Raw genomic sequence first — 13,097 nt, 5'->3', positions numbered from 1 at the left:
GGGCCTTCATCAGGCGCGCACGGCCGAATAGCCGGCCTCTTCGACGGCAGCCAGGACCTGTGCGTCGTCGATCTCGCCGGAGGTGGTGACCACGAGCCTTCCCGTCTCGGCGCTGACCTCGATGCCGGTGACACCGGCGATCTCGCCGACCTCCTCGCGGACTGACGCCTCGCAGTGCCCGCAAGTCATGCCCGTCACTTGGTACTCGTTGGCAGTCATCGGATAACCCTCTCTATTCGGGTACCCCCGGCGGGTACCATTTTGTGAACCGTATACCCATATAGGGTATTCCTGCAAGGTGAGTCGGGCTCGCTCTTGAATGGACCCAACGTTTCGAGGTGATACGCCACCGGGGTATGCTGTGGCTGTGAAGAGCGCGTCTCCTGAACCCTGCCGCGGCCAGCACTGGCTGCGGCTCGTCGTACTCACTGCACTGCTGATCATGGGTCTCCTCGGCATGCACGCGTTTATCGGCGGGTCGGCAGCGTCGACGACTTCCATGGCGTCGTCGGCTCATGCATCCTCGCAGTCGGCCGGAACGACGACTACCGCCTCCATGTCGAGCGCGTCCGGGGCGCAGCGCGCGGTGCACGGTTCCGGCGGGTGTGCAGACGCCATGAACGGCGGCGACTCTACCTGTGTCTCCGCACCTACGGCCGAGAGCATTCCGGCCCTTCCCGTTCCGTCCGCCGCGAATGTCCTCGCGCCTGTCTCTGCGCCCCTGCCGATGCCGCCGTCCGAGACGCCTCGCAGGTTTGCGCTGACGCATTTGGAGCTGTCGATACACCGAACGTGAGCAGAGGAGCGCCGACTGTGCGCTCCTCAGTCAGCCACCTCGGCGGGTCCACGACTCTGCCGCGCCTGCCACGACACCGTGTCCCACAACGATGGCCCCGCTTCTGGGCCCACGCTGCCCTGCGTCTCCGACCATCCGTGATCGTCGAGCGCGCAAGCGCGATGCCGTGGCTCCGCTCACCACCGACACACAAGGACATCATCCATGCATTCCACCCTGAACCGTCGCCAGTTCCTCTCCGTCAGCGCATTGACCCTCACCGCCGCCGGCCTCGCCGGATGCAGTACCGCTGGCAACAAGACCCCCTCGTTCGTGAGACCCAGCAGCGCCGCGGTCAGCGGTGCCGAGGCGAAGCGCCGCAGCACCGGAGTGATCGTGCAGCGGGCGATGACCGCCGAGCCGGTTACCCTCGACCTCGGCGGGAAGACCGCGAAGACCTGGGCCTACAGGGGAGCCTCGGCGACCAAACCGCTGCGCGGCAACGTCGGCGACACCCTGAAAGTCGCCTTCACCAACGATCTCTCTGAGCCGACCAGCGTCCACTGGCACGGGCTGGCACTACGCAACGACATGGACGGCGTGCCGAGCCTCACCCAGGATGCCGTGAAGCCTGGCGGGTCGTTTGATTACGAGTTCACACTGCCCGAATCAGGCACGTTCTGGTTCCATCCCCACGTCGGCACGCAGCAAGACCGTGGCCTGTACGCGCCGCTGATCATCGATGACCCGAACGAGAAGGGCGACTACGACAAGGAATGGGTCATCGTCCTCGACGACTGGCTCGACGGCATCACCGCGACACCGGACGAAGTGATGAAGGAGCTCGGCCAGGGAATGATGGACCACGATAGCGGGGGACACGGGGACATGGACATGGGCCCGATGCGAATGGGCAACACCCTCATGGGCGCGACCTCACCTCTTCTCGGCGGCGACGCAGGCGACGTCTACTACCCGCTCTACCTGATCAACGGTAAGCCCGCCAACGACCCACAGACCTTTGCCGCCAAGCCTGGTGAGCGGATCAGGCTGAGGATCATCAATGCCGGTGGCGACACCGCTTTCCGCTTCGGTGTCACTGAACACGAGTTGACGATCACGCACTCCGACGGATTCCCCGTCAAACCCTTCAAAGCAGAAAGCATCGTGCTCGGGATGGGGGAGCGGTACGATGCAGTCGTCAGTGCCGGCGACGGCACATTCGCAGTCATCGCCGAAGCCCTAGGGAAGCAGGACCAGGCCCTTGCCGTTCTGCGCACCGGGTCGGGATCCGCGCCCGCGAAGGATGTGAAGCTGCCCCAGCAGAAGAGCCCGGCGACCGCGGACAGCCTCAAAGCCGCGAGCTCTGTCGCCCTGCCGAAGCGCGCTGTCGACCGCACCCTCTCGCTTGAGCTGACCGGTGGCATGGAGAAGTATGACTGGGCGATCAATGGCAAGCGCATGAACATGGACAAGCCGATGCGCGATGCCCTCGGTATCGTCGAAGGGGAGCGGGTCGCTCTCGAGTTCAAGAACTCGACTGAGATGTGGCATCCGATGCACCTGCACGGACACACCTACCAGCATTCCGGGGGAGGGCCGCGCAAGGACACCTCGATCGTTGTGCCTGGCACGACGTTGCGGGTCGAGTTCGATGCTGACAATCCCGGGCGGTGGCTCTCGCATTGCCACAACGTCTACCACGGGGAAGCCGGGATGATGACGACGATCGCCTACCAGGTGAACTGAGACATCGGGGCCGCGCACCTCTTCGGGTGCGTGGCCGGCGACTCAGTTGTGCGGACATGGCGTCTGCGCTGCTCGGGAGAAACGATCCGATGCCTCCGGCGCGGCGCATGGGAGCAGAAAGTGCAGCACGCGCCGGATCGTCGGTGAGTGTCCGACGGTGTCGATAGAAGTATTGATCATCGTCATCACACTTTTTCGGCGTGGTTCAGGCACTCCATTTCGCGGGACGGACCTGCCGTATCCTCGGTGTACGGGTGGCGGTTGTAGGCGCTTCGTGTCCGGCAGAGACGTTCGCCCCACCGGACACGAAGCGCAGGGGTGCATCAGGGCTCCTGAGCGGGCTCCTTCTCGGCGTCGTCGTGGGCCTGCCCGGTGGGGCGGATGTGGCGCAGCCTGACGGCGGCGATGACGGTGGCGACGGCGGCGATGGCCGCGGAGGTGATCCCGGCGGCGTTGAGTCCGCCGGTGAACGCCTGCTCGGCCGCAGTCGTCAGTGCCTCGCCGAGGTCGCCGGGCAGTTGTCCGGCGGCAGCGATGGCACCGTCGATACCAGTCTCGGCCGCGGCCGCCGCCTCCGGTGGCAGTCCATTCGGCAAGGAGTCGCTGAGCTGGCTGCGGTAGGCTGCGATCCCGACGCTGCCGATGACCGCGACACCCAGGGAGATGCCCAGATCGTTGACGGTCGTCGCGAGCCCGGACGCACCGCCGGCCTTCTCCGGCGGGACCGAACTCACCACCAGGTCCGTGGTCAGCGCCAGGGACGGCGCGACCCCGGGGTAGGTGACGACGAAGCTCGCGATCACCAGCGCAAGACCGGTACCGGCATCGAGCTGAGCGAACAGGACGTAGCCGACGACCTGGGTGAGCAACCCGACGGCGATCACGTTCCCTGGCCGGAATCTGCGGGCGAGCATGGGCGAGAGGGTCGAGACCACGATGAGGACCGCCGCGGCGGGCAGAATCGACAGCCCAGCCTGCATGGGCGAAAGCCCCTGGACCTGCTGCAGGTACTGGGTGAACAGCGAGTACACCCCGCCCAGCGCCGCGGCCGAGAGCAGGAACACCGCAAGTGCCCCGCTGACGGTGCGATTGGCGAACAGGCGCACGTCCAGTAATGGCTGCTGCGCACGCAGCTGCCGAATCACGAACCACATCCCGACCAGTGCTCCGGCGATCAACAGGCCGATTGACGGACCGGCCGGCTCCTGGGTCGCGAGGCGTTTGACACCGTAGATGATGGCCAGCAGCGACGCGACCAGGAGCAGTGCGCTGAACAGATCGATCTTCGCACTCGGATCCTTGTGCTCGGGCAGCAGAAGCGGCGCGCCGATGGCCACCAGTGCCATCACGGGCACCGCGACGAGGAACGTCGCCTGCCAGCCGAAGGCTTCGAGCAGCAGCCCGGACAGAAGCGGTCCAAGGGCGACGCCGGCGGAGATCCCGCCGGCCCACACACCGATCGCGACACCCCGAGCCTTCGGGTCGGCGAAGAGCACGAAGATCAGTCCCAGCGTGGACGGAAGCATCATGGCTCCTCCCACGCCGAGGACGGCGCGCCAGGCGATCATCAGCTCGGGACTGGTCGTCAACGCTGCAGCGATGGACACGATCCCGAAGAGAACCGCGCCGATCACCATGAGCAGCCGCTTGCCTATCCGATCGCCGAGAACGCCCATAGCGACCAAGAATCCGGCCATGACGAACCCGTAGATGTCGAGGATCCACAGCAGTTGTGCGCTCGTCGGGTTCAGGTCGGCAGCCATGTTCGGGGCCGCCAGGAACAGGATCGTCAGCATCATGAACAGCAGGGTCGACGGAATCACGAGGACCGCGAGCCCCCACCACTGCTTCGGCCCGGTCCTGGGTGCGGGTGCATTCGTCTCAGACATGGCGCACCTCCTTGTTCTGCATCGTCGTTCTCATGGCTGCATTGGTCCTTTCGTTCTCGACAGGGGTGTCACGGGCGAGGTGCCCTTAACCGAAGTCGATCATTGGTGTACGACATCCAACCGCTATACTAGCTCGTATATTCCCGTACGAGTTAGAGGTGGAGCATGCCGAACGGTAAGGGTGCGACCGGCGCTGGTGGACAGCAGCCGGTGCGTCGAGGAAAGACGGCCAACCAGCGGGCCGACGCCCAGCGCAACCGGGCGAAGATCCTCGCGGCGACGCCGGACGCGCTCCGGAAGGATCCCGATGCCTCCGTCGCAGACATCGCCGCCGAGGCGGGCGTCGGCCGGATGACCCTCTACGGGCACTTCAAAACCCGGGCCGAGCTCATCGATGCAACCCTCGTCGACGGCCTGGAAGGGGCGGAGGCCGTCCTGGCCGACGTGCCCCTCGACGGTGATCCAGGCGAGGCGTTCGAAGCCCTGATCACCTCGAGCTGGATGCTCTTGGAGCGCATCCGCGCCGTGCTCGTGGTGGCTCAGCGCGAACTGCAGCCGGCCCGCATCCGCGAGATGCATGAGAAGGCCGAAGCCCGGTTGAGGAGCCTTCTAGAGCGCGGCCAGCGCGAAGGGGTCTTCCGTGCGGACCTGCCGGTCGGCTGGCTGCTCGCGGTCACCCACCTCACGATGAACGCCGCAGCCGAGGAGGTCACAGCCGGTCGACTCGACCGTGATGACGCGGCTCGCGTCATCGTCGCCACTCTGCACTCTGCCTTCGCTGCTAACGATCGCGTCTGACTCGACCGTGATTTCCCAGCACCTGGCCAAGCTGCGGTGGGGCAAAATTGTCGCGGCGCGGCAGGAGGGCAATCGAGCCTTTTACAGCCTCATCGACGAGCACGCCCGCGAACTCGTCGCGCACGCGGTCTTCCAGGCCCATCACGTCGTCATCGGGGCACCCGCCCACCACCTGACGACCGACGGTATCATCACCGCCGACGCGGATTCCCATGGATCCGGACGTTGACCGCCGAGACCAGAGACGATGCCGAGGCAGTGACGGTGCCATCGGGCACGAGCCTGTGGCGGCGCATCGATCGCGGCGACCTGACCCGGACGCTGTTCGTCGCCGTGTGCGCCGCCGGGGTCGCCCTCGGGCTGACCTGGCCCTGGCCGGTTGTCCCGGTGCTGGCGTTGGTCGGACTCGTGGTGGGCTACTGGCCGATCGCGACCGAGGCGTTTGAAGACATCCGGCACCGCCGGATGAGCATGGAGCTATCCATGCTCATCGCGATCGTCGCCGCGGCCGCGATCGGGGAGTGGGCCACCTCGCTGGTGATCACCGCTTTCGTCCTCGCCGCCGAGATCCTCGAGGATCTCTCCATGGACCGGGGGCGCGACGCGCTGACCGACCTCATGTCGTTCCTGCCCGAGGCCGTACGGGTCCACCGGAACAACGGCGTCACCGAGGTGCCTCTGACCGAGGTGCCTCTGACCGAGGTGGTCGAGGGCGACGTCGTCGTGGTCGTCCCCGGCGGTCGGATCCCGGTCGACGGCACTGTGGTCGTTGGCGAGTCCACAGCAGACCAGTCGCGCATCACCGGCGAGCCGCTGCCGGTCGACATCGCGGTCGGCAACGAGGTGTTCGCCGGGTCAGTCAACCAGGTCGGCGCGGTCGAGGTACGCGCCGAGCGGGTCGGCACCGACTCCTCCTACGGCCGGATCATCGCCGCGGTCAAGGAGGCGCAGTCGAGCGAGCCGCCGGTGCAGCGCCTGGCCGACCGACTCGCCGCCTGGCTGGTCTACCTCGCCCTGTTCGGCGCGGCGATCACCTTCTTGGTCACCCGCGACCTGACCTCGACGATCTCGGTCGTCGTGGTCGCCGGTGCCTGCGGCATCGCCGCGGGCACGCCCCTGGCCGTGTTGGCGGCGATCGCCCGGATCGCCCGGTCCGGGGCGTTCGTCAAGTCCGGCGCGCACCTCGAGGCGCTCTCGACGGTCGACACGGTCGTCTTCGACAAGACGGGCACTCTGACCACCGGTGCTCCGGACGTCGTCGACGTCAGGGTCGTCGAAGGGATCACTGATGATGGCCTGCTGGTGCTGGCTGCCGCGGCGGAGTCCTACTCCGAGCACCCGCTCGGGCAGGGCGTCGTCGACCACGCCCGCGCGCAGGGACTTTCGATCGGCCCGTGCGACGACTTCTCCTACCTGCCCGGCAGGGGAGTCACCGCGAAGGTGGCCGGCAAGGCGGTCGCCGCGGGAAACCTGGCGCTCGTCCCCGACGCCCCGGAGACCATCGACGGTCAGGGCACCGCCACAGCAGTGCACGTCGGCGTCGACGGCGAGTACGCAGGTACGATCCTGCTGGCCGACACCCTCCGCGAGGGGGCGGGAGCGGCCGTGGCCGAGCTGCACCGGCGCGGGCTGCGGACGATGATCATCACCGGCGACCAGGAGGCCACTGCACGCGCAATCGCAGCCGAGCTTGGCATCGACGACGTGCGGGCCGGGCTGCTGCCCGACGAGAAGCTCGCTGCGATCGACGCCGAGCGCGCCTTGGGCCACCGCCTCGCGATGGTCGGCGACGGCGTGAACGACGCGCCCGCGTTGGCCCGCGCTCAGGTCGGCATCGCCATGGGGTCGGGCACCGACATCGCCCGGGAGAGCTCGGACATCGTGCTGATAAGCTCCGACATCCACGACCTCGTGCGCACCGTGCATGTGGCCCGCCGCGCCCGGCGGATCGTGATGTTCAACTTCGTCGGCACCATCGCCGTCGACCTCGTCGGCATGGTCCTCGCGGCGGTCGGTCTGCTCTCCCCGGTGCTGGCGGCGTTCATCCACGTCGGTAGCGAGACCGCGTTCATCCTGAACTCGGCGCGGCTCATCCCCGGTCGGCGGCGCTGATTGACGAGCGGGGTCTCGTGAACATCTTCCGAACGAGACGGAACTTGGTTCCGGCTCTTGGCTGGAGATCGAGGTTCGAAACCGTGTCCCCGGGATGCGTCGTCTGGGATCGATATGACGAGACACTTGATGATGCCGAAGGGCGGTCGAGCAGAGCCTTTCCTGCTCCTGGATCTTCTCGATTCCGCTGGCCCCGACCGCCAAACCTGGATCTCATGCACATGTGGTGACCGCCGCGTTTCCCCTTGTCGCTGCAGATAGCATCACAGCCTCATGCATGACCAGATCTTTCACCGTGCACCGGGTCACCGCCCCTAAGAGTAAGCATGGCGCTGAAGTCGTAACGAAGAGGGTCTAGCTCACGGTGGCCACCACTGATGTCGAAAATGGGGCTCGCGGGCAGAGCAGGAGATCAACTTCAGGACTGCGGAAGATCAAGAGCCGTCCGGCAGTTAACGATCAGCGTCGCGTGAAGAGGCTCGGCGGCAGCGACTTCCCTGCCCTATGCGTCGTCAACAATGTCCCTTGCGGCCAGGAGCGCCGGGCCCAGACCCCACACCCGCCACGTACAGTCGTCGAGCCTGACCAGGGTGAGAAAAGTGACAGTCGTCGCGTAGGCGGCGAACGCCTGCGCGGCGGTGGCGACCTCAGGAATGAAGCGCATGAACGCGATAAGGTCTGGTTCGTCGACGGCTCGGATCACTCTTGACGCGAGTGACTTGTCGGCGAGCATGTCCACGGCCCACTGGTAGTCGCCCCACGCGCGGGGTGCGAACGTGAGCCCGCGCGCCACCTCGGGTTCTGCATCGAGTGCGGTCCACCACTGGAGAGCGACCTGCGCGGGGTCGGTCAGGTCTCCGACCTCGCCGAACGCTGCCAGGGCCTCGTCCTGGTCGGCACTGACAAGCGCTGTGATCGGTGAGGCGGGCCCGTCGGGGCTCTCAGCGCGGGAGCGGATTTGGTCGGCGGCAAGGTTGGCGAAGATCGGCACCGTCGCGGTCAGCGAGACGAGGAAATCTGAGGCAGTCTGAGCCGGATTTCTCAGGTCGGTGCTGCCCTTGTGCAGAGCCTCGACGACCTCGATGGGGTTGTCGGCGAGCAGGCCGGTCAGGAACGTGTCCGGGTGGAGTGCATCGACCTGCCAGCCGCTCGTCGAATCCGGCGGGAAGTCCTTGAGGTTGAACGTCACGAGCGTGTCGGCTTCAGCACGCACTGCGGCCGCGAGCACGTGGCGGTCCTTCGGGTGACAGCTCATGTCCGCGATCAGATGGTCAAAGTCGTCGACGAGTGCGGCTTCCCCAAAGGCACCGCGCATCGTGCGCACCCGGTGGGCGGCCTTCTCCTCGCTGATGCCGAGCTTTGGGAGGTTGCGCTGCACCTCGTCGAGAATCTGGTCCGACCAGAGCAGTTCGAAGATCCCTGCCTCGGCGAGCCACAGCAGCGTTGTCGCGAGCCTGATCGGCACCAGCGCGCACGCGTCGAGGACGGCGACTCGGATGCTCGCTGCAGCGTCGCTCACCGGACCTCGATCACCCGGTCGGCGGGAGTGCCCTCGGTGACGTCGCCGGCGAGCTCGGCCATCGCGGAGCGCCTCCGCGTCTGGGTCTCCTCCTGGTAGCGAGCCAGTTCAGACACCGGGATCCGCCGGTGCACGACGCTGGTCTCCGCTCGTATCTCGCCACGATCGACCAGTCGCACCACGGTCATTCGACTGACGCCGAGCAGCGCGGCCGCCTGGCTTGTGGAGATCGTTGTCTCGGCCGGGAACACGACCGCGTCGTCGCTGGACTCGAGTACGTCGACCAGCCGAGCGAACGCCGCGCGGGCGCTGTCCGTAATCTCCGGCGCGGCGCGTAGAGCCTCATCCACGGCATCGCGCAGCTGCGATGCCGTGTCATGTGTGATTGCTCCAGTCATGTCCTCATTCTACGCCATTAAACGCTCAAAACGCACAGGGATGTCGTGCGATCTCGGTTGGGAGCGTCGAACCCGCAGTCGGCGAGGCGGTCCATCTGCGCGTGCAGCGGCATGGGCGACTTGTCGTATCGCAGTGTTCCGCACGGTCGCAGCGGGTGGAACACGGGGCGCAGGTCATCGATGCTCATCCGGGCCTAGGCAGGGAAGATCTCCGAAGTGCGCTTCGTGGTTGGTTCGGGAGCGAGCAGCCTGCGACGATAGTGGTATGCCAGGTGAACAAGTCGTCAAAATTCGCGCGTCACACGAGTACCTCCGAATAGTCGGCCCTTCTCCGTCGGCAGAGCGCGTATTTTGGAACACCCGACCAACGTGGGCGCCATCTTCCGCTCGGCCGCGGCCCTGGACGTCGACGCCGTGCTTGTCACCCCGCGCTGCGCGGACCCCCTGTACCGGCGCGCGGTGCGGGTGTCCATGGGCACGGTATTCCAGGTTCCGTGGGTGCGCCTGGAGCACTGGACCGCGGACCTGCAGCGCGTCAAGGACGCCGGGTTCCTCACCGCCGCACTCGCCCTGAGCGACGACGCCGTGACCGTGGACGCCCTGGCGGCCGAGGCACCGGAGAAGCTCGCACTGATCCTTGGCACCGAGGGCCAGGGGCTGGGGGCGGCCACCCTGCACCACGCGGACCGGCACGTGATCATCCCCATGAGCCACGGGGGTGGACTCGCTCAACGTGGCGGCGGCGAGTGCGGTGGCGTTCTGGGAGACGCGGCCGCGCTGAGGCCGCTGAGCCGCGGTCCGTACAGGGCGGCGTCGTCGCGCTCGAGCCCGGTGAGAGCTCCCCAGGGCCCGGCGACGGGCACGCGGTGCGAGGGGCGCCCACCGGGCACGGTTTCACAGACGACGACGGGCGGCTCCCCTGGTGGGAAACCGCCCGTCGGCGTGTCAGCGGCGAGGTGGCGCGAGGGCCGTCAGCGCGTGGTCCACACCCCGCGCTGGGCGGTCCAGTGGGCCGTGACGCCGTGGGAGAACCGCTGGTGGACCGCCCCGTTGGAGGTGTACTCGTCCGTGGTGGGCCAGCCCCAGCCGCGCTCGAGTCCGGCCCGCTTCCAGGCGTCGCCGATCCCCCCGGTCTCCTTCACCGCGTGGGCACCGGAGCGGGCGCTCCACAGGGTCTTGGTCACCGAACTGCCCTTGCGGTACATCTGGTAGGAACCGCCGTTCACACGAGCCTCGCCGGAGGACGGGAAACCGTAGCCGCGCTCACGACCGGCCGCGATGAACTTCTTGCCGATCACCGTGGAGTTCTCCACGACGTTCGCGCCCGTGCCGCTGGACCAGTAGATGGTTACCTTCCGCCCGTTCTTCACGAACTCCTGGTATCGCCCGCCGTTCGCGGCGTTGGCCTCGTTCATCACGGGGTTGCCCCACTTGGCCGCGCCCCCGGTGGCGCGCCACGTGGTGCCGATCCCGCCCGAGACCGTGTAGGAGGCCTGAGCCTGGCCGGTGGGAGCCACGGCACGCACCGCGGCCGCCGGGTTGAGGGTCAGGGACCCCAGGCGCCCGCTGGCGGTGGACTTGAGGATCTGCTCCACGCGCGCGGGGGTGATGGCCGGGTCCCGCTGCTTCATCAGCGCCACGGTACCGGAGACCAGGGGGGTGGCCATGGACGTGCCGTACATGTTCCCGTACGTGGCCCCGGCGGGTCCGCGTGTGCCCGCGTTGACGGTGGAGAGCATCGGGTACTGGCTGGTGCCGCCCGGTGCCAGCACGTCGACGACGGCGCCCGTGTTCGAGTAGCTGGCCGTGTTGCCATTGTTGTCCGAGGCGCCCACCACGATGGTGTTCGCGCAGTTGGCGGGGGCGGTGCCGCCCGCGTTGACCGCGGAGTTGCCCGCTGCAGCCACCACGGGCACCCGCCGGTTCACGGCGGCGTTGATGGCGTTCTGCATGGTGGTCCCGCACTCGCCCGGGTAGTTCAGCGAGAGGTTGATGACCGTGGCGGGGGTGCGGTTGGCGGGCTGTCCCGCCACCGGTGCGCCGGCGGACCACGCGACGGCGTCGGCGATGTCCGAGACCCACCCGTTGGTGCACTTGCCCAGCACGCGCACCGGCTGGATCTTCGCGCCCGGGGCGGCCCCGACGATGCCGTTGCCGTTGTTGGTCACACCCGCGGCGAGACCCGCCACGTGGGTGCCGTGCCACGAGGAGTTGCGGGCCGCGGGGGAGCACTCGCCGGCGGCGCTCCAGTCGCCCTGGTCCTGGGGGTTGGCGTCGCGCAGGTCCCCGTCACGGGACAGGGCGGTGTCGTTAATGAAGTCCCGGCCGGGGACCACCTTGGAGTTGAGGTCCCCGTGGGAGGTGATCCCGGTGTCCAGCACGGCGATGGTCTGGCCGTTGCCGCGGGAGAGGTCCCACGCCTGGGTGAAGTTCACACCGCCCTGCTGGGGCCACAGGGTCCACTGGTAGTTCGTGTAGGTGTCGTTGGGCATCCAGGAGGAGGAGGCGAGGCGGTCCGCCTCCGCATACTCCACGGCCGGGTCCGCCTGGATCTCGGCCACGAGCTTCTTCTGCTCGGTCTCGTCCAGCTCGCGGTCCAGCTCGAGCACATCGGCCTGTGCGGCGGTGGTCTTCACCTTCTCGCTGACCTCCGGTGCCTTCGCCTCGCTCAGCGCGTTCTCAGCGGCCTCTTCGACCACCTTTTCCTTGGTGGTCTCCGCGGCCGCGGGATCGTGGAACTTCACGATCACGCGGTCGGACTCGGTGGGCGGGTCGTTCGGCACGGTGCTCGCGGGAGAGTCCGGGCCGCTCTCGGGAGCCGCCACGGCGGGCTGCGCGGAGAACGCCAGGGCAGCGGTCACCGCGATCGGCAGCACGGACCGGCGCAGCACGCCCGTCAGGGAGGACCACGACGCCGCGGCGTCGTGGTCACCACGGGAGGAGCCGTCAGCGAGACCGGCACGGCGGGAGCTGTAGCGCGCTGCAGGCATGGTGCAGCGGCGGGAGAAGGGTGTCTTCATCGGTGGGGAGACCTTTCGCTGGCCGCGACGCAGGGAAGGGGGGACCGTCGGGGCCTGAGGGGGATTGAGCCGTGCACAATCCTATGCAAAAGATCACAGTTTGGTGACGGACACGCCGAAGGTGTCGTGACGTGTCCGCGACCCGGGGGCGGCCACGCCGCCCGCGCCCAGGCGGTTGGGGTCGTGCGCGTTCGCCGACCCGAAGCAACCGGGACCCGCTGTGTCCTGGAATGACGCACGCCCGGCACCACCGTGAGGTGGGCCGGGCGTCCGGAGGGAGCGAGTCCGACTTACTTGGAGGACTTCCCGAAGTTCGCGAAGCGCTGGTTGAAGCGCTCCACGCGACCGGCGGAGTCCATGATCCGCTGCTTGCCCGTGTAGAACGGGTGGGACTCGGAGGAGATCTCGACCTCGATGATCGGGTACTCGTTGCCGTCCTCCCACGTCTCCGTCTTGGAGGAGGTGGCGGTGGAACGAGTCAGCACGACCTTGCCGGAGGCGAGGTCGCGGAAGAGGACCGGGTGGTAGTCCGGGTGGATGTCAGCCTTCATGGTGTCAACCTTCTGTAGGTGCCTGGATTTTGCCAGGCACGGCGTTGCTCGGATGCGGTGCGCTCGGAAGCGGGCACCAAGGCACCAGCATACGCCCGCGCGGGCGAGCGGTCGACCGGGGACTCGGACCCGCCGGTAGGGTGGACCGGTGCCCACAATCCCCTGCCCTGTCAGCCCAGAAAGTGGTGTGCTCCCACTGAGGGGTTCCTCCTGGAGGCGTCACTCATCTCGATGCAGGCCGCGTTCCGTCGTCCTTGCGCTCTCGGGCGTGGGAATCCTGCTGATG

General features: G+C 67.5%; 11 protein-coding genes and 1 pseudogene. 6 read left to right on the top strand and 6 right to left on the bottom strand.

Features of this window, described 5'->3' with window-relative positions:
- Positions 1–9 precede the first annotated feature (9 nt).
- Positions 10–219 (bottom strand): heavy-metal-associated domain-containing protein, encoded by a 210-nt coding sequence (locus B3G12_RS06480; protein WP_005884369.1) that lies wholly within the window; start codon positions 217–219, stop codon positions 10–12.
- Positions 220–319: 100 nt separating this feature from the next.
- Here B3G12_RS06480 and B3G12_RS12450 point away from each other — a divergent pair, with 100 nt between their 5' ends.
- On the top strand, positions 320–796 hold the full coding sequence (locus B3G12_RS12450; RefSeq protein WP_414672729.1) for a DUF6153 family protein: 477 nt from the start codon (positions 320–322) through the stop codon (positions 794–796).
- Positions 797–1,000: 204 nt separating this feature from the next.
- Positions 1,001–2,524, top strand: coding sequence for a multicopper oxidase family protein (locus B3G12_RS06475; protein ID WP_290499754.1), 1,524 nt, complete (start codon positions 1,001–1,003; stop codon positions 2,522–2,524).
- A gap of 323 nt (positions 2,525–2,847) precedes the next feature.
- Here B3G12_RS06475 and B3G12_RS06470 read toward each other — a convergent pair whose 3' ends face one another.
- Entirely contained in the window at positions 2,848–4,413 is a 1,566-nt protein-coding gene (locus tag B3G12_RS06470; protein WP_290499753.1) for an MFS transporter, read from the bottom strand.
- Positions 4,414–4,578: 165 nt separating this feature from the next.
- On the opposite strand from B3G12_RS06470, the gene B3G12_RS06465 reads away from it, so the two are divergent.
- The 3 genes from B3G12_RS06465 to B3G12_RS06455 are packed head-to-tail and all read left to right on the top strand — an operon-like array spanning position 4,579 to position 7,323.
- Positions 4,579–5,211 (top strand): TetR/AcrR family transcriptional regulator, encoded by a 633-nt coding sequence (locus tag B3G12_RS06465; protein WP_290499752.1) that lies wholly within the window; start codon positions 4,579–4,581, stop codon positions 5,209–5,211.
- Positions 5,212–5,218: 7 nt separating this feature from the next.
- Entirely contained in the window at positions 5,219–5,440 is a 222-nt protein-coding gene (locus B3G12_RS06460; RefSeq protein ID WP_349678117.1) for a hypothetical protein, read from the top strand.
- A complete protein-coding gene (locus B3G12_RS06455; RefSeq protein WP_290499751.1) occupies positions 5,437–7,323 on the top strand; it encodes a heavy metal translocating P-type ATPase in 1,887 nt (628 codons plus the stop codon). The genes B3G12_RS06460 and B3G12_RS06455 overlap by 4 nt, the downstream gene beginning before the upstream one ends.
- Before the next feature lie 502 nt (positions 7,324–7,825).
- Here the strand turns inward: B3G12_RS06455 and B3G12_RS06450 are convergent.
- Positions 7,826–8,842 (bottom strand): PIN domain-containing protein, encoded by a 1,017-nt coding sequence (locus tag B3G12_RS06450; RefSeq protein WP_290499750.1) that lies wholly within the window; start codon positions 8,840–8,842, stop codon positions 7,826–7,828.
- Complete coding sequence (locus tag B3G12_RS06445) at positions 8,839–9,240, bottom strand: helix-turn-helix domain-containing protein (protein ID WP_200570765.1); 402 nt, start codon at positions 9,238–9,240, stop codon at positions 8,839–8,841. Before B3G12_RS06445 ends, B3G12_RS06450 begins: the two co-directional genes overlap by 4 nt.
- 348 nt (positions 9,241–9,588) lie before the next feature.
- Between B3G12_RS06445 and B3G12_RS06440 the strand changes: the two are divergent.
- Positions 9,589–10,021, top strand: a pseudogene (locus B3G12_RS06440) (TrmH family RNA methyltransferase); the annotation flags it as partial.
- A 190-nt stretch (positions 10,022–10,211) separates the two neighbouring features.
- Here B3G12_RS06440 and B3G12_RS06435 read toward each other — a convergent pair.
- The gene (locus tag B3G12_RS06435) at positions 10,212–12,260 is read right to left on the bottom strand and encodes a S8 family serine peptidase (protein WP_290499749.1); all 2,049 of its coding nucleotides are present in this window, start codon (positions 12,258–12,260) and stop codon (positions 10,212–10,214) included.
- Positions 12,261–12,550: 290 nt separating this feature from the next.
- Entirely contained in the window at positions 12,551–12,811 is a 261-nt protein-coding gene (locus B3G12_RS06430) for a type B 50S ribosomal protein L31 (protein WP_055083062.1), read from the bottom strand.
- Positions 12,812–13,097 lie beyond the last annotated feature (286 nt).

The sequence above is a fragment of the Kocuria sp. UBA5001 genome (assembly GCF_002398425.1).
Lineage (GTDB): Bacteria > Actinomycetota > Actinomycetes > Actinomycetales > Micrococcaceae > Kocuria > Kocuria salsicia.
The sequence above is the reverse complement of the archived record's forward strand: the minus strand, read 5'-3'. Positions and strand labels throughout refer to the sequence as shown.

Excerpts from the sequence above, each read along its gene's own strand:
- B3G12_RS06480 (WP_005884369.1), bottom strand. The coding sequence starts at position 219 with ATGACTGCCAACGAGTACCAAGTGACGGGCATGACTTGCGGGCACTGC.
- B3G12_RS12450 (WP_414672729.1), top strand. The coding sequence starts at position 320 with ATGGACCCAACGTTTCGAGGTGATACGCCACCGGGGTATGCTGTGGCT.
- B3G12_RS06475 (WP_290499754.1), top strand. The coding sequence starts at position 1,001 with ATGCATTCCACCCTGAACCGTCGCCAGTTCCTCTCCGTCAGCGCATTG.
- B3G12_RS06470 (WP_290499753.1), bottom strand. The coding sequence starts at position 4,413 with ATGTCTGAGACGAATGCACCCGCACCCAGGACCGGGCCGAAGCAGTGG.
- B3G12_RS06465 (WP_290499752.1), top strand. The coding sequence starts at position 4,579 with ATGCCGAACGGTAAGGGTGCGACCGGCGCTGGTGGACAGCAGCCGGTG.
- B3G12_RS06445 (WP_200570765.1), bottom strand. The coding sequence starts at position 9,240 with ATGACTGGAGCAATCACACATGACACGGCATCGCAGCTGCGCGATGCC.
- B3G12_RS06435 (WP_290499749.1), bottom strand. The coding sequence starts at position 12,260 with ATGAAGACACCCTTCTCCCGCCGCTGCACCATGCCTGCAGCGCGCTAC.
- B3G12_RS06430 (WP_055083062.1), bottom strand. The coding sequence starts at position 12,811 with ATGAAGGCTGACATCCACCCGGACTACCACCCGGTCCTCTTCCGCGAC.